The sequence below is a fragment of the Glutamicibacter sp. AOP38-B1-38 genome (genome assembly GCF_052377485.1).
GTDB lineage: Bacteria > Actinomycetota > Actinomycetes > Actinomycetales > Micrococcaceae > Glutamicibacter.
The window spans coordinates 25,685-44,047 of record NZ_JBQSWU010000008.1; the positions used below are offsets into that span (position 1 = coordinate 25,685).

Consider the following 18,363-nt stretch of genomic DNA (forward strand, 5'->3'; position numbering starts at 1 on the left):
ATGAGGTTCAACGATTATGACCAAGCAACGGATGGCAGGCTACACGCCCCTGCGCGCCAAAGGCGGGGTAAAACCCGACGCAGCCGCCGAGCCTGCACAGAAAATTGAGGCGCCACCGACGGCGAGCGTGCCCGCAGCACCGGTCACCGAACCGGTGTCCAGCGAGCCGGCCCCAGAACAGGCTCCTGCACCGGCCGCGACGACGGCCGTTCAGCCTGAGCCAGCGCCGGCTCCCGTCCCGAACACCGCCGCTAGCTCCTCACGCCAACGCATGCAGGGCTATACCCCGCTCCGGGCTCCGGCCACGGACACCGCCAGCACCAGCGCACAGGTCGCGGCACCGGCTGCCGCTGCTGCGGAACCCGTTGGGGTGGCCGCAGCAACGCCGAGCGAAACTCCGGCAGCTCCGGTAGCTCCGGACTCGGAACCGGCTGCTCCAGCAATGGCCGCTTCGGGCACCGAGGCAGCTTCGGCGGATTCATCCGAACGGGCGGCAGTTCCGTCCAATCGCATGCAGGGCTACACTCCCCTGCGCCAACGCGAGGATGCGGCTGCCGGAAAGTCCCCCGAGTCTGCGGCGCCCGTTGCCCAAGCCCCAGTGGCTGTCCCGGTTTCCGAACCAGTCGCCGAAGAAGCAGCCGCACTCGGGCAACCGCCGGCCGTTGAAGAAGTCGCCGAGCCCGCGGCCCAGAGGCCACCGGCCGATGCGGAACCTGCCGCGCAGGCCGCGAGCGTGGCCCAGCCTCCCGTCGCGGAAAAGCGCCCGGCCTCCGATGCCCAAGGAACTTCAAAGATCAAGATGAAGCCCTGGGTCAAGCCGGCCATCCTGGTGATCGGAGCGGTCATTGTGGCCCTATTGGTGGTTCTTGCCGCGCGCGGCTTGCGCACGCTGGAACCAATCCAGGACTTCATCGCCACCTATGATGGGCATTCAACCATGCCCGACTCTGCCCCGCTCGGAATTCCGGCTTGGCTTGGTTGGCAGCATTTCTTGAATATGTTCTTTATCGTGCTGATCATCCGCACCGGGTTGCAGGTACGGTATGAGAAACGGCCCGCGGCGATGTGGACGCCCAAGGCGAACTCCTGGTTCTCCCCGAAGGGAAATAGTCCCAAGAAATATTCGCTCAGCATCTGGACCCATCAGGCCTTGGATGCGTTGTGGGTGCTGAACGGAGTGATCTTCGTGATCCTGCTGGCTATTACCGGCCAGTGGATGCGTGTGGTTCCGACCAGCTGGGATGTCTTCCCGAATATGCTCTCCGGCGCCATTCAATATGCCTCGCTCAACTGGCCTGTCGAAAATGGCTGGATTCATTACAATGCCTTGCAGATGACCTCGTACTTCCTCGTGATCTACGTGGCTGCCCCACTGGCCGTCTTGACCGGTGTCCGGATGTCCAGCTGGTGGCCGACACAGCCTCAGGCCTTGAACCGGGTCTATCCGATCGAGCTGGCCCGCAAGGTGCATTTCCCGGTGATGATCTTCTTCGTCGCCTTCGTGCTGGTCCACATATTCCTGGTATTCACCACCGGCGCGTTGAAAAACCTGAACCACATGTATGCCTCGCGGGACGCGGCCGACGCCTGGGGGCTGGTGATCTTCTTGGTCTCGGTGGCGGTGGTCGCGGCGGCTTGGGTGTTCACCAGGCCCATGTTCCTCCTGCCGGTGGCAACGATGACCGGCAAAATTTCCAAGAACTAGGGTTCGCTTGCCACGGCGCCTGCAGGCTTCTCAGCGGAGCCTGCGGGCGCCGTTTGGCATCTCAGAGCACCGCTTCGAAGAGCAGAAGCTTCGAGTCACCGTCATCGGCGCGCACCATGCGAATCTCTTCGCCGGCCGCGATCTGCACAAACCCGAATTTCGCGTGCAAGCGCAGCGAGGAGACGTTTCGTTCGTTGGTGAAGTAGTACGCCCGCTGGCTCCGCACAGCGATCCATTCCAGACGCGCCGCAGTGAGGGCCTGGCCAATTCCATGCCTGCGCCAGTCTGGATCTACGATGACCCCGCCGAGGTAGTGGCCTGCCGGTGCAATTCCGTGGGCGTCTTCGTGCCAATGGGTCTTTGCGATGCCGGCAATCTGAGTGCCGGCCACCGCAACTACGACGGTCCGGTGCGAGGTGCTCTGGATTGCCTGCGCCGTCCACGGGTCCCGGCCGCTGTCCACGCACAGCTGGGCTACGGCTGTCGCGTCTTCCGCGCGTGCTGCGCGCAGCCGTAGATCCTGAATCCCAACGGCCTTTGGCTGTCCCATTTGGTCGGCTCCTTTGCGCCATGCTCGCCACCGGGCGGGTCATCCGCCCGGCCTATCTACCGCAGTCGCCTGGAGCGGCGGTTCCGACGCAGCATAGTTAGTCGACACTAGTCGACGCGTAGTGCCTTGATGACCTTTTCCACTCGGCGAGCACGGGTATCCGCGCCTTTTGCCGAGATGATCGGTTCAACATGACCGCGTTGCTTGCTGTAGGAGAGATTGTTCCAGGCGTCGGCTAGGGCCGGTTCCAAAGACAGTTTCACCGCAAGGTCCTCGGGGACTTCGATGATTCGCGGTGCCTCGTCGAGTTCCAGTTTCACAGTGATCTCATCCCCGGCACCCCGGCCGGTGGCTTGCCGCGTTTCGGAATTGAAGGAGATCAAAAATTGCCCGCCCATGGATGAGATGGTATTTCGATAGGTGTAGTCCCCGTCGATCGTCACCGTCACCGGTACCCGTTTGCCGTGATTGAATCCTCGGACGATGTCGTCGGGAACAACAATGCCCACATTATTTCCGGTCGAGGCCATCAAGGTGGTGGTGAATTCCGGCATGAGCTGCTCCTTTGTTTCAGGCAAGTCTATGATCTCCACGGTAGTCCAGTATCTCCGTGCTGACCACCATCAATTATCGTGAGCTTCGAAGCGGTGCCAGCGGCCAGCCGGGTAGCCAGATTGGTCGACGGGCATGATTGCCCTGGTCTTCATAGTCCTTGGATCTTGCTGTGAGATCATGGACAGCACCACCACCGTGTGAATACCGCGCGGAGCCATCGTTGGCCATGCGTTGCAATCCATGCAAAGGAAAACTTGCCGGAACAAAAACCGAAACCCCACGAACTGCTGTTCTTCATCCTCTATTTGGCCGCTTGCGCGCTGATGGCCGGACTTCCGTTTCTCATCGGCTTCCTCACTCCGCTCTGGCTCCCGCAGCTCGGCGAGCTGAAACAGGGGCTTTGGCCATGGGTTCCGGTCCTTGTCATCGTCTTCACCCTGGTGCTGCTTGCTACGGGCGAAATCACCGACCGCCTGGTGCGACTGCTATTTCCCGATGCCGGCAAGATTGCCAGCAATACCTTGGAATCGTTGCTGAGTTTCGTGGTGATCGTGGGCTGCTACTACCTGGTCATGAGCACCTACCCGCTGGCATTGGCGAGCGCCGCGATCAGTGTGGCGGTCTATTTGCTCTGCACCCCGCTGATCAATCGGCTCACAGCCAGCGCACCCCGCGATACGCCCGGTGCCCCTTAGCTCTTGCTTTTTTCAGCACGCAAAAACCCCAGTGGCGCACGAACTGCTGTTCGGCACCTCTGGGGTTTTTGCTCGCTCCCGATTCGCGGAAACGCAGAGTATGAGCAGGCTTAGGCCTCTTCCTCCTCGTCGTCTTTCTTGTACGGATCGGCATCCCCGGCGTGGGTCTTGCCCTCGCGCAGCGAAGCGACCTCAGCATCCTTTTCCTTGGCCTTGGCCAGCAGTTCATTCAGAAGCGAGGCGCTCTCTGGAATCTCGTCTGCCACGAAGGCCAGGGTAGGGGTCAAGCGTATGGTCAGGTTGCGTCCCAGTTCCTTGCGCAGCGCACCGGTGCGCTTGGCGAGCATCTCGGCGATTTCCGCTTTGATCTCACCCTCACCGAACACCGTGTAGTACACGGTGGCGTGCTGCAGGTCGTTGGTGACCCGCGCGTCGGTCACGGTCACGTTGTCGATGCGCTCGTCTTTGATGACGGTGCGCAGCGACTGGGCCATGAGGACCTGAACGCGCTTGGCCAAACGGGCCGCACGGGCTGAATCAGCCATGGATCTCTCCTAAAAAATTGTCGTGAAAGTGAGGAGCGTGGGCGCTCACCGGTTAGTTTACCGGTGCGCGCCCACGCCGTTGCTCATCTAAGGATTAAGCTCGTGGCTTTTCGCGCATCTCGAAGGTCTCGATGATGTCGCCTTCCTTGACGTCGTTGAACGAGCCAAGGCCGATACCACACTCGAAGCCCTCGCGGACCTCGGTGACGTCGTCCTTTTCGCGGCGCAGCGAATCGATGTTCAGGTTGTCGCCCACTACCTTGCCATCGCGAACCAGGCGTGCCTTGGTGTTTCGCTTGATGGTGCCGGAGCGGATGATCGAACCTGCGATGTTGCCGAACTTCGACGAGCGGAAGACCATGCGGATCTCGGCGCTGCCCAGGGCAACTTCCTCGTACTCTGGCTTCAGCATGCCGGTCAGGGCAGCTTCGATGTCATCGATTGCGGAGTAGATGACCGAGTAGAAGCGCATGTCAACGCCTTCCTTATCGGCCAGGTCTGCCACGCGTTCTGCCGGACGCACGTTGAAGCCAATGATGATGGCATTGTCAACGGTTGCCAGGTTGACGTCGTTCTGGGTGATCGCACCGACGCCGCGGTGGATCACGCGCAGCTGCACGTCGTCGCCCACGTCGATCTTCATCAGCGAGTCTTCCAGTGCTTCGACAGCACCGGAGGCATCGCCCTTGAGGATCAGGTTCAGCGTATCGATCTTGCCATCTGCCACAGCCTGGTCGAAGTCTTCCAGGGTGATGCGCTTGCGGCGCTTGGCCAGCATCGCATTGCGCTCTGCGGTTTCGCGCTTGTCGGCGATCTGGCGTGCGGTGCGCTCGTCGTCGGTGATCAGGAAGCCGTCGCCGGCGCGTGGCACCGAAGACATACCCAAGACCTGAACCGGACGCGACGGCAGGGCCACGTCGAGGTTCTCGCCGTTTTCGTTGAACATGGCACGCACGCGGCCGTGGGCGGTGCCCACAACCATGGTGTCGCCCACTGCCAAGGTACCGGACTGCACCAGCACGGTGACAACCGAACCGCGGCCCTTGTCCAGGTTCGCTTCGATGGCCACACCGCGGGCGGACTTGTCAGGGTTCGCCTGCAGTTCCAGCACGTCGCTGGTCAGCAGCACGGCATCGAGCAATTCGTCGATACCATCGCGCTGCAGCGCCGAGACGTGGATGAACATGGTGTCGCCACCGTATTCTTCGGGAACCAGACCGTATTCGGTCAGCTGGCCCTTGACCTTGTCAGGGTTGGCGCCTTCCTTGTCGATCTTGTTGACCGCGACGATGATCGGCACGCCAGCAGCCTGTGCGTGGTTCAGCGCCTCAACGGTCTGCGGCATCACGCCGTCATCCGCTGCGACAACCAGCACTGCAACGTCGGTGACCTCGGCACCACGGGCACGCATGGCGGTGAACGCCTCGTGGCCCGGGGTATCGATGAAGGTCATCGCGCGGTCGCGGCCTTCGTGCTCGTGGTTGATCTGGTAGGCACCGATGTGCTGGGTGATGCCGCCGTGCTCGCCCTCGGTGACGTTCGACTTGCGGATTGCATCCAGCAGTCGGGTCTTACCGTGGTCGACGTGGCCCATGATCGTGATGACCGGGGCACGCTCTTCGAGCTCGGCTTCGCCTTCAGCCTCAAGTTCGGCATCCAGGTCCAGGCCGAAGCCTTCGAGCAGTTCCTTGTCCTCGTCCTCCGGGGAGACGACCAGGACCTTGTAGCCCAGCTCTGCACCGAGGACCTCGAAGGTCGCCTCGTCCAGCGACTGGGTGGCGGTAGCCATTTCTCCCAGGTGGAAGAGCACGGTGACCAGTGCTGCCGGGTTTGCGCCGATCTTATCGGCGAAGTCGGTGATCGACGCGCCACGGCGCAGGCGGATCTCGGAGGATCCGTTGCCGCGTGGAACGTTGACGCCGCCCAGGCTCGGAGCACTCATCTGCTCCAATTCCTGGCGCTTGGCGCGCTTGGACTTGCGCTGCTTGCCGCGTCCGGCACCGCCCTTACCGAAGGCACCGCCAACGCCGCCGCGGCCGCGTGGAGCGCCCGGACGGAATCCGCCGCCGCCTGCACCGGCACCCGGAGCGCCACCTGGACCGCCGCCGCCACCTGGACGACCGCGACCGCCGGCACCCGGACGACCGCCGGCTGCTGGAGCCGGACGATCGGTGCGGTTAGGCATCATACGTGGGGTTGCGCCACCTGCGGCGCCTGCGCCACCTGCGCCGGCACCTGCCGGACGTGGTGCGCCGGTTCCGGCACCTGCTGGGCGTGGACCGCCCTGGCCCTGTCCGGCCGGACGCTGTCCGCCGGCACCCTGTGGGCGTGGACCGCGAGCTGGTGCGCCATCACGTGGTGGACGTGGACCGCCGGTACCTTGACCGCCAGCACCCTGGGGGCGTGGGCCTCGGCCTGCTGGACGTGGACCGCCCTGGCCGCCTTCGCCGCGCATTCCCTGCTGTGCGGAGAACGGCGAGTTGCCCGGACGTGGACCGCCTGGACGTGGGGCTCCTGCGCCGGCACCCTGTGGGCGTGGTGCACGGTTCTGGCCGCCATCGCGGGAACCGCGACGCTCATCCCCGCCGCGCATTCCCTGCTGTGAGGAGAACGGGCTGTTGCCCGGGCGAGGTGCGCCTGCTGGCTTGGGCGCCGGCTTCGGACCTGGGCGTGGACCGCCCGGGGCCGGAGCTGCCGGTGCCTTGGCTGCCGGGGCATCCGTTTCGGGAGCCTTGGCCGCTGGTGCTTCTGCCGCCGGGGCCTTGGCCGCCGGAGCAGCCGGAGCCGCTGGCGACTTAGCAGCTGGGGCCGCCGGAGCTTCCGGAGCCTTAGCTGCTGGGGCAGCCGGGGTGGCAGCTGGCTTGGCCGCAGGCTTAGCGCCTGGCTTTGGACCGCCGGCACGTGGTGCTGGGGTCGAGCCTGCTGGCTTGGCTGGGGCTGCCGAACCTGGGAAGGCATCGCGCAGTTTGCGCGCTACCGGAGGTTCAACGGTTGAGGAAGCAGAACGAACGAATTCGCCCATATCCTGCAACTTGGTTAGGGCTTCTTTTGAAGTAATTCCGAGCTCTTTAGCGAGCTCGTGAACGCGGGGTTTAGCCACATCTCTCCTGTGTCGATGCGATCGGCTAGAACCCCGGGTTCAATAAGACTTGGGTGTTCTGGCTGATCAGCGTTGTAATTCGTGAAATTCTTCCGCCGCACGGTGGATCACGCAAAACCGATTGTTCATCGTTGTGCGCTCAACTTAGCGGACTCATCGGGTTGCCATCAGATTTCTGACCCGCTTTCATCATGATTGCCAGATAGCCGGCCCGTTGCCGGCTGATCTTCGTATGCGGCGAACTGCTGTGCCACGCAGGAGTCATCAACCGAACTTCTAAAAGCCCGGGAAAATGCCTTGCGTCGCACAGCATGCCGCACACACTTTTCGGTTCCGTGGGTCCAGGCACCCCGCCCTGCGGCGGAGCCCGAAAGATCCAGACGCACACCGCGCAGCGGTGAGTCCTGATTCAAAACCCAACGGAGTAGCTCATCTTGAGATGTGATGGTTCGACAGCCAATGCACGTACGTTGCTGATGCAGTTTCATGCGAGCGCCATCCTCACCTTCCACAACTTGTCAACGAGCCAACTACTAGTCTAGCGCGTTTAGACCTCGGCGCACGCGTGAGGTCCAGATCACAGGTACACCGAGGCCAAAAAACGTGCTAGGCAAATCTATTTTCCGTCTCCCGTTGGCCGGGATCCGGAATTGCTCAAATTTAGAGCTGTGGTTCCTTGCCACCGGATGCGGCAATGATGTCGATGCGCCAGCCGGTCAGCTTGGCGGCCAGACGCGCGTTCTGGCCTTCCTTGCCGATGGCCAGAGACAGCTGGCTGTCCGGCACGACCACACGAGCGCGACGCTCGTCCTCGTCGAGGATTTCGACCGAGACGACCTTCGAGGGGGACAAAGCGGCAGCGATGAACTTGGCCGGATCCTCGTTGTAGTCAACGATGTCGATCTTCTCGTCGTTCAATTCGTTCATCACCGCACGTACGCGGGTGCCCATTTCACCGATGCAAGCGCCCTTGGCGTTCACTCCGGCTTGGATGGCGTGCACCGCAAGCTTGGTGCGGTGCCCTGCTTCGCGGGCCAACGCCTCAACCACGACGGTGCCGTCTGCGATCTCTGGAACTTCCATTTCGAACAGCAGGCGAACCAGGTTCGGGTGCGAACGCGACAAGGTGATTGCCGGGCCCTTGGTCCCGCGTTCGGCCGAGACCACATAGGAACGTAAGCGGCTGCCATGGGTGTAGCGCTCGCCTGGAACCTGTTCGGGAGGTGGAAGCAGTGCCTCGACCTCACCGATATTCACCTGGACCATATGCGAGGAGTGGCCCTGCTGGATGACGCCGGAGATCAGCGTACCCACGCGCGAGGAGTACTCCCCCACGACCACTGCATCTTCGGCTTCGCGCAGACGCTGCATGATCACCTGACGTGCGGTGGACGCGGCGATGCGTCCGAAACCGTGCGGGGTGTCATCAAATTCGCCCAGCAGCACACCGGTGGAATCGCGGTCCTCGACGAGGATTGCCACATGTCCGTTGCTCTGCTCGATATGAGCGCGAGCACCGGGCATCGCGCCGTCGGTCTTGTTGTAGGCCAGCAGCAGTGCCGACTCGATGGTAGGGATCAGCACATCCATCGGGATGTCCCGCTCTTTTTCCAGGATGCGTAGCGCATCGAGATCAATATCCATGCCTAGCCCTCCAAATCTTCGTTATCGATGTTTTCAAATAGCGCGTCGTCGAAATTGATTTCCGGGTCAACGACTGCCTTGCGGATGTCTTCCAGGGCGAAGGTCTTCGGTTCATCGACCTTGACCTTCATGCCCTTCTTGGCAGGCTCATGGTGCACAGAAATGACTACCTCGGTGTCGGCGACCTCGGTCAGCCGGCCGCGCAGCTTGCTGCCATCGGAGAGATTGAACTTCACCATCCGGTTCTTCGCACGGATCCAGTGACGATTCAGCGTCAGTGGGCGCGATAGACCTGGGGAGCTTACTTCGAGTTCATACGGATCGACTGACGCGTACTTTGCGTCCTGATCCAAGGCATTAGAAATGGTGGTAGTTACTTCACCAAGTTCGTCCAAAATCACCGATTGGGTGCCGTCAGCCTTGTCGACGATGACCTGCACGATCATCTGCTTTCCCGAAGGGCGGACAGAGACTTCTTCCAGCACCAGCCCGTGGGATTCCACTTCCTTCTCCAGCACGGTCGTCAACCGTTGTGCCTCTTGTTCGGTATCAGCCGGCTTAGCGGTCATGGATATCCTCCCACGTTATTCGATGTTGTCCTTTAAGGGTATATGCACGCACGCAAGATGAGAACTGCTTAATGGGTACAGGTGAAAGAACTCACGCGCAATTCGCGCATTCAGCGCGTTTGAACCGGGCTTGGCCCGCAACTTCATGGCATGATCGAATCGCCATGACTGAGAACTCGACACCGCAACCCACTCGACGCACCCCAAAAACCAGGCGCGCACCGGGCTGGATCGCACCGCTGCTAGCCGGAGTTCTATGCGCTGGCCTCACTTGGAGTGTGGGCATGAGCATCTTTCGCGGGTCGCTGGAGGAACGTGGCCTGCCGGAGGAAATCCGCGGAATCTCCGAAGAGCAGCTCCAGCTGTGGCAGTACGGCTCGACCCTGGCGCAGCTCGCTTCCCAGGCCGACGCGTTGGCCGCACTGGCAGACTCGGACAGTGCCGGCGCCCTGAGCGAATTGAGCGCCACGCTGGCTCATGGCTCGAAGCTGGTTGGCCAGTTGAGTTTCGAGGACCAGCCAGTGGTGCCGTTGGCGCAAAGCTTCAGCCCCGAGGCGGTTTCCAAACTGGCCGAACAGGTTGCCCAGCTGAGCACTCGCATGCCGCCGGTCCCAGAAGAGCAGGCCCCGCTGGCACCCGCGCTGACGCAGCTGGCCTTCCAGACGAATCTCGAAGCGCGCAGCGCGCTACGCGCCGTGGCCAAGCAAGAGTCGGTGGATCAGCTGCCCGCCCCGCTGCTCTCCGGGCAGGGCGAACCCGAGGGGGAACCGGTGGGTTGCCTCAGGGATCACAAGCTACTAAACGCAGAAACCCCGATTGCCGATCCGGCACTGCATGATGATGTACGGGTGGCCCGGGCACTGGACCGCGGCTACGCGTTGGACTACATCCTGCAATTGCAGGCTGCTCGCGGAGCCAACGCGGACGCGGCGCAGATCGAAGAGCGCCGCACGACGTTGAATGCCGAACTGCGCAAGGTGCGTTCGGTGTTGCCAGGCGACTGTGCGGATCTACGACAGCCAGCCTATGTGCTGCCCGAGGACGGGCTCGAAGAACTAGGTTCGCTGGCCGCGGAGGCCGAAGCCGATTTTGTTCAGGCGCTAGCTCTTGCCTCGGGTGCCGCGAGGGACAGCGCACAAGGCACCTTGGCGGAAACGACCTGGCAGGTTCTGCTTGAGCAGCGCCAGCGTGGACTGGATCCAGAACTGCTGAACGCCAGCGAGTAATACTGGCCCAAGCTTTACCCGCTTGTCTGGGTCTAAACGATTCAGCGGCCGAAACGTACCTGCTCAGAATGATGTGCCCGCATCACCGTGTGTGACAAGATACATTCAACCGCATAGATTCTGAGGAGTTCCCAGTGTTTGATTCCCCCGGTGGAATTTTCGGCAGCCAGGCGCTCGCAGTCCTTTTGGTGCCTGGCATCATCCTCTGGCGGACCGGCACTCGGTCGCGAAGAACCCTCGCAACTGCTGTGAAGCCTTAGGCAGCCGGCTAATGAACATCCTTCGCGGCCTCGGTTTTACCGTCGCAGACTCCGCGGCATCCCGCCAGAGGATTCCGCGGTGAGTTACTCCGTGCCCTCAGGGCGGGCGCATTCCCCGCGCGGCGCCGCAAGCGACGTCCGGGGAGTCACGCTGATGCCGGCCAAGGATCTCGTCCAGCGCTTGTTCGTTGCTATTGCCGGGTTTATCTTCGAGATGATCGTCTGGTCCGCGAGGAACCCCGAGGGCTATGCCGGGACCATGCCATCCTGGATCATCATCACGGTTGCTGCTCTGGGTTACACCACCTTCGTGATCACCCGCTCGCCGGTCCTTGGCTACTGCACGATGATCTTGCTGAGTACCGGCTGCCTCATCGATCCCATGGCACCGACCATGATGGTCGGCTTCCTGATTTCCGTGTTCTACCTGGCCCGACGGCTGCCGCGGCGCAGGGCATATCTGGCCCTGATCGGCGCCGCGATCCCGATATTGACCGCCTCGCTGGTGTCCACGAAGCTGCAAGTCATCGGCAACCTCACGACGGTTCTCCCCAGCGTGGCCGTCTTCACGCTATTGGTTCTCGCGGTGTGGGGCTCGGGCGTGGCATTGGCCAGCTATGAGCGCACGCTGCGCACGGAACGCGCTTGGGCAATTCGGGCCCGCGAAGAAGCCACCACTTCGGAGCGGCTGCGTATCAGCCGCGACCTGCATGATTCCGTGGCGCACTCGCTCACGGCGATCGTGTTGCAAACCGCCGGCCTGCGCGCGGTGCAACGCACCAAGTCGCGCGAAATTGACCTGGATGCGGCGCTCGCGGATATGCAGCAGACCGCGGAGCAGAGCATCCGCGAACTACACCGGCTGCTGGGACTCTTGCGCGGCGAGGGAGATGCTCCAGATTCTCCGCCGCGCGGAATCTCCGACTTTGCCGAGCTCATCGAGGCGGCGCGAACTTCGGGGGTCGAAATCCACGAGTCGATTTCCGGCCCCGGGCGTCCGCTCGATCCAAGCGTCGGACACGCTGCCTATCGTGTAGTCCAGGAGGGCCTGTCAAATGTGATGCGCCACGCCGGTCAAGGAGCGAAAGCCTACGTCGAAACCCGCTGGGATTCCGAAGCGCTGACGGTATCCATCCGTTCGCTATCCGGAATCACCGAAAAGTCGCGGCTCTCGGGCGGGTTCGGCCTGCTGGGCTTGCGCGAACGCGTCACGATCTGCGGAGGCACACTAGTCAGCGGTCCTACCGATAGCGGTTTTCTCGTCAAAGCCGTTCTGCCCGTGCGAACTGAACTAGGCTCGGACCATAACAGCTCTTCGGAAGATTTGTGAGTGGAGCGTCAACACGATGATCGCAGACCCAGAACCCACCGCCCACGGCCCGAATGCGAGTTCCAGAATTCGCATCCTCATAGTGGATGATCAGCCAATGGTCCGGGCCGGCATTTCGATGTTGCTTTCCGCCGAGCCTGACCTCTCGGTGATCGGCGAGGCGGGCTCGGGGCCCCAAGCGCTTGAATTTGCTGGCAAGCACCTCCCCGACGTGGTGCTCATGGATGTGCGCATGCCCGGGATCGACGGGGTTGAGGCGACCAAGCAGCTGGTTCGTGAAACCCGGGAGAACCAGGACCGGCTGGTCCGGGTGCTGATTATGACTACCTTTGATGATGAGGAGGTCGTGGTCAAGGCGCTCCAAGCCGGTGCCAGTGGATATCTGCTGAAACACGCCTTGCCCAATGAGATCGCGGCCGCGATTCGGCGGGTTGCGGCGGGTGAAACCTGGCTGGATGCGACGGCCGCCACCCGGCTCGTGCAGCGCCTGCACATGAGCTCCTCGGACTTGCCGGACATCACGGAGCTGCTGACTCCTCGAGAACAGGAAGTCCTGCGACTTGTGGCCGCGGGCATGTCCAATCAGGAGATCCGAGACCTGCTGGTGCTCAGCGAGGCGACGGTCAAAACTCACGTGGCCCGAATCCTCTTCAAGACCGGCTCTCGGGACCGCGCTTCGGCTGTGGCCTTGGCGTACCGCTCGGGCTTCAGCCGTGCGGATGACAAGATCCCGGGACGAAACTGAAAGTTTCCAGAGAAAGATACCGTGCAGGTATGACGACGGCAGAACCTCAATTTGAGATCCTAGAACCAACGCCACAGCAATCCCTCAGCGCTTCGAGGGTGTGGCCTGGTGGGAGCGGTTGTTGCCACCGTATGACGTCCTAGATGACGGTCAGCCTTTTTGGGAACCTGCGTTAGGGGGAAAGCTTTTGGGGCAAATCCAAAAGCTCAGCTTCTTTAATGCGCCCGGCCTATGGGGATGGGTCAAGGCTGATTGATGTTGATTCTAGGTAAGGCAGTATGGGGACATTGCCTCCAGGAATTGCCGGCTCGCAGTCCAAGCGAACCGGCAATTCGTGGTTAAAGGGCATGTACCTCTCCGCCCGGCCCACGTTGGGCAATTGGCCGCCGCCAACCACCGCGGCAAGCCGGTGTTCGGTTTCAGAAAGGTGATGATTCTAGCCGGGCTGGATGCCTTTGGCTGGACCGTTTCCCGGGAATCGTTGTGCCCCTAGGCAAAGATCATGTCTGAACCGAGTTTGATGATCAGTGCGCACACCACGATCACGAAGATGATCCTGATGAATTTGCTGCCTTTGGAAATCGCCATGCGGGCACCGAGGTAGCCGCCGGCCATATTCATCAGTCCCATGGCCAACCCCAACCCGAAAACCACGTGCCCAGCCGGAATGAACAACACCAGGGCGCCAAAGTTGGTGGCTAGGTTGACGATCTTCGCTTTGGCCGAGGACTGCAAGAAGTTGTACCCCAGCACCGTGACCATAGCGATGATCAAAAATGATCCGGTACCCGGACCAATCATGCCGTCATAGCCGCCGATGATCAGTCCGATCACTACCGCCCGCAGGTAGTGCCCGCTGCCCCGGTAGCGTAGCTTGCTCAGCTCTCCGGCTTTGGGCTTGAAAATTGTGAAGGCAAGCACCGCCACCAACGCGGCGATAATGATTGGCTGGATGGCTTCTTCGGGCAGAATCGTGGCAATGGCTGCACCACCAAAGGCACCAACCATGGCCATCAGGGCCATGGGGATTGCCGTTTTCAGGTCCGGGCTGGTCCGCCTGTAGTAGGTAATCGCGCTGGTGGCGGTGCCAAAAATGGAACCCAGCTTATTCGTGGCCAGGGCCTGTACTGGGCTCATTCCGGGAAAGAGAAGCAGCGCGGGCAACTGGATCAGTCCACCGCCACCGACAACTGCATCGATCCAACCAGCCGCAAACCCTGCTAACAAAAGCAGGATCAGCGACGTCCAGCTGAACTCAACACCATCAAGTGACAAGAAGGAGAGAATCTCCGGCACCGCGCTGCACCTCTATTCATTTATTGCTTGTGAAAAGCTACCGGCAGTTTACGCGCTCAGCTCTTCCACCACGTCGGCAACGGCAACGTCACGACGCTCGCCGGTGGCACGATCCTTGACCTCAACCACTCCGTCGCTTAGCCCGCGGCCCACCACAACAATGGTTGGCACGCCGATCAACTCTGCGTCGGAGAACTTCACGCCGGCCGAAACCTTTGCACGGTCATCGAAGATAACCTCCATGCCCTTGGCTTCGAATTCCTTGGCTAGTTTTTCGCCCGCTGCCAGCAGCTCTTCGCCCTTGCCGGTCACGACAATGTGGATGTCGACCGGGGCGACCTGCTTTGGCCAAGCAAGGCCCTTTTCATCGTGGTAGGCCTCGGCGAGGGCTGCTACCGCACGGGTAACGCCAATACCGTAGGAACCCATGGTGACCACAGAGAGCTTGCCGTTCTTGTCCAGCACCTTGAGATCCAAGGCTGCCGCGTATTTACGGCCGAGCTGGAAAATGTGTCCCATTTCGATACCGCGTTCGGCACGCAGCGGGCCGGAGCCGTCCGGAGCCGGGTCACCTGCGCGCACATTAACCGATTCGATGGTGCCGTCGAAGGAGAAGTCGCGCTCGGCCACCAGACCGAAGACATGCTTGCCCTTTTCGTTGGCGCCGGTGATCCAGCTGGAGCCGGAGACCACGCGCGGATCAACCAGGTAGGTGATCCCGCTGGAGGCTTCGGAGCCCAGCACCTGCTGGTCCAGTCCGTTGCCTGGGCCAATGTAGCCGGCGATCAGCGCTGGGTGCTTGGCGAGGTCTTCGGCACTGGCCGCCTCGACCAGCACTTCGCCGCTGATGTCCAGGGCCATGCCGATGGTTGCTTGCGCGCGCCTCAGGTCGACCTGGCGGTCCCCCGGCACTCCAATGGCCACGACGTGGCGGTTGCCTTCGGGGTCGATGACCGCGACGACGACGTTCTTGAGCGTGTCGGCCGCAGCCCATTCGCCTTCTGCGCGCGGGCGCAGCTCGTTGGCGGCGGCAACCAGCGTCTCGATGGTTGGGGTCTCCGGGGTATCGAGGACTTCGAATGCCGGAGCGTCGCTGAAATCGATTGCCTCGGGAACGACGGTTGTGACCGCTTCAACGTTGGCCGCGTAGCCGCCTGGCGAACGCACGAAGGTGTCTTCGCCGATGGCAGTTGGGTGCAAGAATTCCTCGGACTTCGAGCCGCCCATGGCACCTGCCTGCGCGAACACTGGCACGACCTCTAGGCCCAGGCGCTCGAAAATACGAAGGTACGCGCCGCGGTGTGCGTCGTAGGCTTCGTCGAGACCCTCGTCATCGATGTTGAAGGAGTACGAATCCTTCATGATGAATTCGCGGCCGCGGAGCAGGCCTGCGCGCGGACGCGCTTCGTCGCGGTACTTATTCTGGATCTGGTACAGGTAGGCAGGAAGGTCCTTGTACGAGGAGTACAGGTCCTTGACCAGCAAGGTGAACATTTCCTCGTGCGTTGGAGCAAGCAGGTAGTCCGCACCCTTGCGGTCCTGCAGGCGGAAGAGCCCTTCGCCGTATTCAGTCCAACGTCCGGTCTGTTCGTAAGGCTCGCGTGGCAGCAGTGCCGGGAAATGAACTTCCTGAGCACCAATGGCGTCCATTTCTTCGCGAACAATAGCTTCTACGCGAGCAAGCACCTTCAAGCCCAGTGGCAGCCAGGTATAAATGCCCGGTGCTGCGCGGCGAATGTATCCGGCTCGAACCAACAGCTTATGGCTGTCTACTTCTGCTTCAACCGGATCTTCGCGCAAGGTGCGCAGGAACAGGGTGGAAAGCTTCAAAACCACGCGGGGCGTCCTTTTCCGTAAGTCGCCGGTCCATGGTGTGCCACTGGAGGTCGACTCAGCTATGCAAAATCTGATGTGTAATTGGCTTAAAAATAGCCTTCCACAATCCTAACCTCTATAGGCAAAACCCTAGTATTCCTAAGGCTGTGGAGACTACCGTGATTCTTACCGCAGTAGAAAAACTACTGCCCTGGGAGGGTTTCTCTCCAGGCGTTGGCCGTCGTGCTCGAAACTCTCGCCAACCACCCTTCGATGATCACTTCACGAAGCTGATCTACCTTGATGTGTTCTAAATGGAATAACACAATGTCGGTCCCGGTCAAATGCTGAATATCGAAGAATAGTTCTCCGAAAGCCTCAATCAGTTCTTTCTTGGCAATCACTGATGCGGTGCGCACCGCATAGATTTCGCCTTGCGGCACAGGTAGCCCCTGATCAACGAGTCTTTTCGTGTCGGCTTTCCCTAGCGGCCGCCGCCAAATGACCATGCCGCGGGGCACCGCCCACTTCGCTCCGGTGCCATATCCACTAATGCCTTCCTCGAGCTGAGGCAGCGCTGCTGCTATTACTCGGATGTCTGCAATCGTGGCCATCCTCCCATGCTCTCGCGCGCACACGAGGATTCGCAAGTGCACAAGGTATATGTCGAGCTGGCATACAGCAACGCCGCCTGCCTCCGAAATGGAAGCAGGCGGCGAATGGTGAAAAATCTCGCGTTACTGAGTCTTTTCCAACTCGGCAACTGCGACGTTGAGCTCCTTGACCAGCTCGTCGATTTTAGCCTGCTCGTCCTCAACGGCACCGGAGAAGGATATGGACACCGCATTAGGGCCGACAAGACCCTGCACGGTATAGCTACCCATCGGCACCTCGGTGCCTTCCATGGTGATGCTCGTCTTCGTTGCCGTGGTCACTTCGGCGTCCGAGGTAGCGTCAAGCATTTCAGCCGAAGCGTTGAGCTTCATTCCCTGCATTTCCATGGAGAAGCTGTCGCAGCCCTGCAGGTCCTTGGCCTCGACGGTCTTCTTGATCTCGGATAGCTTTGCGTCATCCTCGTAGGATGCAACGCTGTAGCTGGTTGACTCGCCGACCTCCGCACCAGCGACGGTGGCAACGGCCATATTGATGCCTTCGATGTCCCATGAGCTTTGCTGAGCGACCAGTTCCGCGCACTTGGCAGGCTCGATGTTCATGCCCTTGACCAGTTCCTTCGCCTGTGGCAGAGACTCTGCGATCGCAGCACCGTCGATGATCTGCGCGCCGGATTCATCGGCTACTAACTTTTCTACGACTTCCTTTACCTTTGCGGAACTCAAAGGCTCCGCTGCCGGGGCTTGCTCCGAGGCTTGCGCCTCATCCGATGCCGCCGGGGCCTCATTGCCCGAGTCCGCGCAACCGGTCAGCGCCAGCGCCCCTGCAAGCGGAAGCAACCAAAGTGAACGTTTTTCCATGATTCAGTCCTCACGTTGAGTGGTGTTGCTTCCACTGTATTTGAATAATGGTTAGAAATAAAAGCCCAAGGCCTAATTATTGCAACGATTTGATTTCGGCAAACGCTTGATCGGCCAGCTTCATCGCTTCTCCCGCGAGCAAGGGTGCTTCCACGGTTCCACTGGAAAATGTCACCAGAACGAAATTATTGCCTTCGAGAGCCTGCACCGCGACCGAATTCAGGTACTCGTCCGCCCCAACCTTCATTTGCGTGGCCATCGTCAGCGCCTGGTCTGCGGTTGAGTCAAGGTCCAATATCTGTCGGTCCGTGTTTACTTCCTGACCCGAGACGCTCACGCTGATCGATTCGCATCCTTCGATGTCGGACAGCTTCAGAGCCTCGGAGATATTTTTCCGGGTCTGTGCATCGGTGATCGAGAATATCTGGATCACTTTGCCCGTGGAGTCCCCCTGGACCGTTGCAGATGCCGCCACTGTGCCGGTCAGGTCCGTGACGGTGTACTCTTCTTGCTGTTTGGCGCATTTCTCCGGCTTGATCCCGTTGCTGCCTTCCATGGCCTTGGCATTCTCCAACTGGGGTTTCATCACCTCGTTGTCCAAGATCTGCGCAGTAGAGTCCTCGCCCACAAGCTTCGTGACCACGTCCTTGACCTGATCTGCGGAGAGCGATGCCCCGCTTGTTTGATCCTGCTTCTGGGACGGCGCGGGGCTCGACTCCGCCGTTACCGGATCAGCATTGTCGCTTCCCGAGCAGCCAGTGAGAATCAGGGCTGCAGCCAGAGGTAGCAGCCAGAGGGAACGCTTGGTCATAGATCAATCCTTAGAATGCGCCACGGCTCCAAGCCTGGCTAGAAA

At 61.0% G+C, this 18,363-nt stretch carries 17 protein-coding genes; 5 read left to right on the plus strand and 12 right to left on the minus strand.

Annotated features, from left to right (window positions below):
• Positions 1-16: 16 nt before the first annotated feature.
• On the plus strand, positions 17-1,705 hold the full coding sequence (locus ACT3TP_RS06300) for a cytochrome b/b6 domain-containing protein (RefSeq protein WP_444619916.1): 1,689 nt from the start codon (positions 17-19) through the stop codon (positions 1,703-1,705).
• A gap of 61 nt (positions 1,706-1,766) precedes the next feature.
• Here the strand turns inward: ACT3TP_RS06300 and ACT3TP_RS06305 are convergent, their stop codons facing one another.
• Together ACT3TP_RS06305 and ACT3TP_RS06310 are read right to left on the minus strand one after the other, a co-directional pair.
• On the minus strand, positions 1,767-2,255 hold the full coding sequence (locus tag ACT3TP_RS06305; RefSeq protein ID WP_444619918.1) for a GNAT family N-acetyltransferase: 489 nt from the start codon (positions 2,253-2,255) through the stop codon (positions 1,767-1,769).
• A 107-nt stretch (positions 2,256-2,362) separates the two neighbouring features.
• Entirely contained in the window at positions 2,363-2,809 is a 447-nt protein-coding gene (locus ACT3TP_RS06310; protein WP_444617469.1) for a YdeI/OmpD-associated family protein, read from the minus strand.
• 255 nt (positions 2,810-3,064) lie between these two features.
• Here ACT3TP_RS06310 and ACT3TP_RS06315 point away from each other — a divergent pair, with 255 nt between their 5' ends.
• A complete protein-coding gene (locus tag ACT3TP_RS06315) occupies positions 3,065-3,505 on the plus strand; it encodes a hypothetical protein (protein ID WP_444617471.1) in 441 nt (146 codons plus the stop codon).
• 110 nt (positions 3,506-3,615) lie between these two features.
• On the opposite strand, the gene rbfA is transcribed toward ACT3TP_RS06315, so the two are convergent.
• The 5 genes from rbfA to rimP all read right to left on the minus strand — a co-directional run bounded on the left by rbfA (position 3,616) and on the right by rimP (position 9,363).
• On the minus strand, positions 3,616-4,050 hold the full coding sequence (gene rbfA, locus ACT3TP_RS06320; RefSeq protein WP_444619920.1) for a 30S ribosome-binding factor RbfA: 435 nt from the start codon (positions 4,048-4,050) through the stop codon (positions 3,616-3,618).
• 94 nt (positions 4,051-4,144) lie between these two features.
• The gene (gene infB, locus ACT3TP_RS06325; protein WP_444617473.1) at positions 4,145-7,150 is read right to left on the minus strand and encodes a translation initiation factor IF-2; all 3,006 of its coding nucleotides are present in this window, start codon (positions 7,148-7,150) and stop codon (positions 4,145-4,147) included.
• A gap of 167 nt (positions 7,151-7,317) precedes the next feature.
• Positions 7,318-7,638 carry a YlxR family protein gene (locus ACT3TP_RS06330; RefSeq protein ID WP_444617475.1) on the minus strand — a complete coding sequence of 107 codons (321 nt, stop codon included), beginning with the start codon at positions 7,636-7,638 and terminating at the stop codon, positions 7,318-7,320.
• A 172-nt stretch (positions 7,639-7,810) separates the two neighbouring features.
• Positions 7,811-8,794, minus strand: coding sequence for a transcription termination factor NusA (gene nusA, locus ACT3TP_RS06335; protein WP_444617477.1), 984 nt, complete (start codon positions 8,792-8,794; stop codon positions 7,811-7,813).
• A 2-nt stretch (positions 8,795-8,796) separates the two neighbouring features.
• On the minus strand, positions 8,797-9,363 hold the full coding sequence (gene rimP, locus ACT3TP_RS06340; RefSeq protein WP_444617479.1) for a ribosome maturation factor RimP: 567 nt from the start codon (positions 9,361-9,363) through the stop codon (positions 8,797-8,799).
• Positions 9,364-9,647: 284 nt separating this feature from the next.
• Here rimP and ACT3TP_RS06345 point away from each other — a divergent pair, with 284 nt between their 5' ends.
• The 3 genes from ACT3TP_RS06345 (at position 9,648) to ACT3TP_RS06355 (ending at position 12,924) form a co-directional block, all read left to right on the plus strand.
• Complete coding sequence (locus ACT3TP_RS06345) at positions 9,648-10,589, plus strand: hypothetical protein (RefSeq protein ID WP_444619922.1); 942 nt, start codon at positions 9,648-9,650, stop codon at positions 10,587-10,589.
• Between the two features lie 339 nt (positions 10,590-10,928).
• A complete protein-coding gene (locus ACT3TP_RS06350) occupies positions 10,929-12,179 on the plus strand; it encodes a sensor histidine kinase (RefSeq protein ID WP_444617394.1) in 1,251 nt (416 codons plus the stop codon).
• A gap of 16 nt (positions 12,180-12,195) precedes the next feature.
• A complete protein-coding gene (locus ACT3TP_RS06355; RefSeq protein WP_444617396.1) occupies positions 12,196-12,924 on the plus strand; it encodes a response regulator in 729 nt (242 codons plus the stop codon).
• A 489-nt stretch (positions 12,925-13,413) separates the two neighbouring features.
• On the opposite strand, the gene ACT3TP_RS06360 is transcribed toward ACT3TP_RS06355, so the two are convergent.
• The 5 genes from ACT3TP_RS06360 to ACT3TP_RS06380 form a co-directional block, all read right to left on the minus strand.
• On the minus strand, positions 13,414-14,220 hold the full coding sequence (locus ACT3TP_RS06360) for a TSUP family transporter (RefSeq protein WP_096287294.1): 807 nt from the start codon (positions 14,218-14,220) through the stop codon (positions 13,414-13,416).
• Between the two features lie 48 nt (positions 14,221-14,268).
• On the minus strand, positions 14,269-16,056 hold the full coding sequence (locus ACT3TP_RS06365) for a proline--tRNA ligase (RefSeq protein WP_444619924.1): 1,788 nt from the start codon (positions 16,054-16,056) through the stop codon (positions 14,269-14,271).
• 182 nt (positions 16,057-16,238) lie between these two features.
• The gene (locus tag ACT3TP_RS06370; protein ID WP_444619926.1) at positions 16,239-16,649 is read right to left on the minus strand and encodes a hypothetical protein; all 411 of its coding nucleotides are present in this window, start codon (positions 16,647-16,649) and stop codon (positions 16,239-16,241) included.
• A gap of 123 nt (positions 16,650-16,772) precedes the next feature.
• Positions 16,773-17,507, minus strand: a complete 735-nt coding sequence (locus ACT3TP_RS06375) for a hypothetical protein (RefSeq protein WP_444619928.1) — start codon at positions 17,505-17,507, stop codon at positions 16,773-16,775.
• A 76-nt stretch (positions 17,508-17,583) separates the two neighbouring features.
• Positions 17,584-18,318 carry a hypothetical protein gene (locus tag ACT3TP_RS06380; RefSeq protein ID WP_105553707.1) on the minus strand — a complete coding sequence of 245 codons (735 nt, stop codon included), beginning with the start codon at positions 18,316-18,318 and terminating at the stop codon, positions 17,584-17,586.
• Positions 18,319-18,363: the final 45 nt, after the last annotated feature.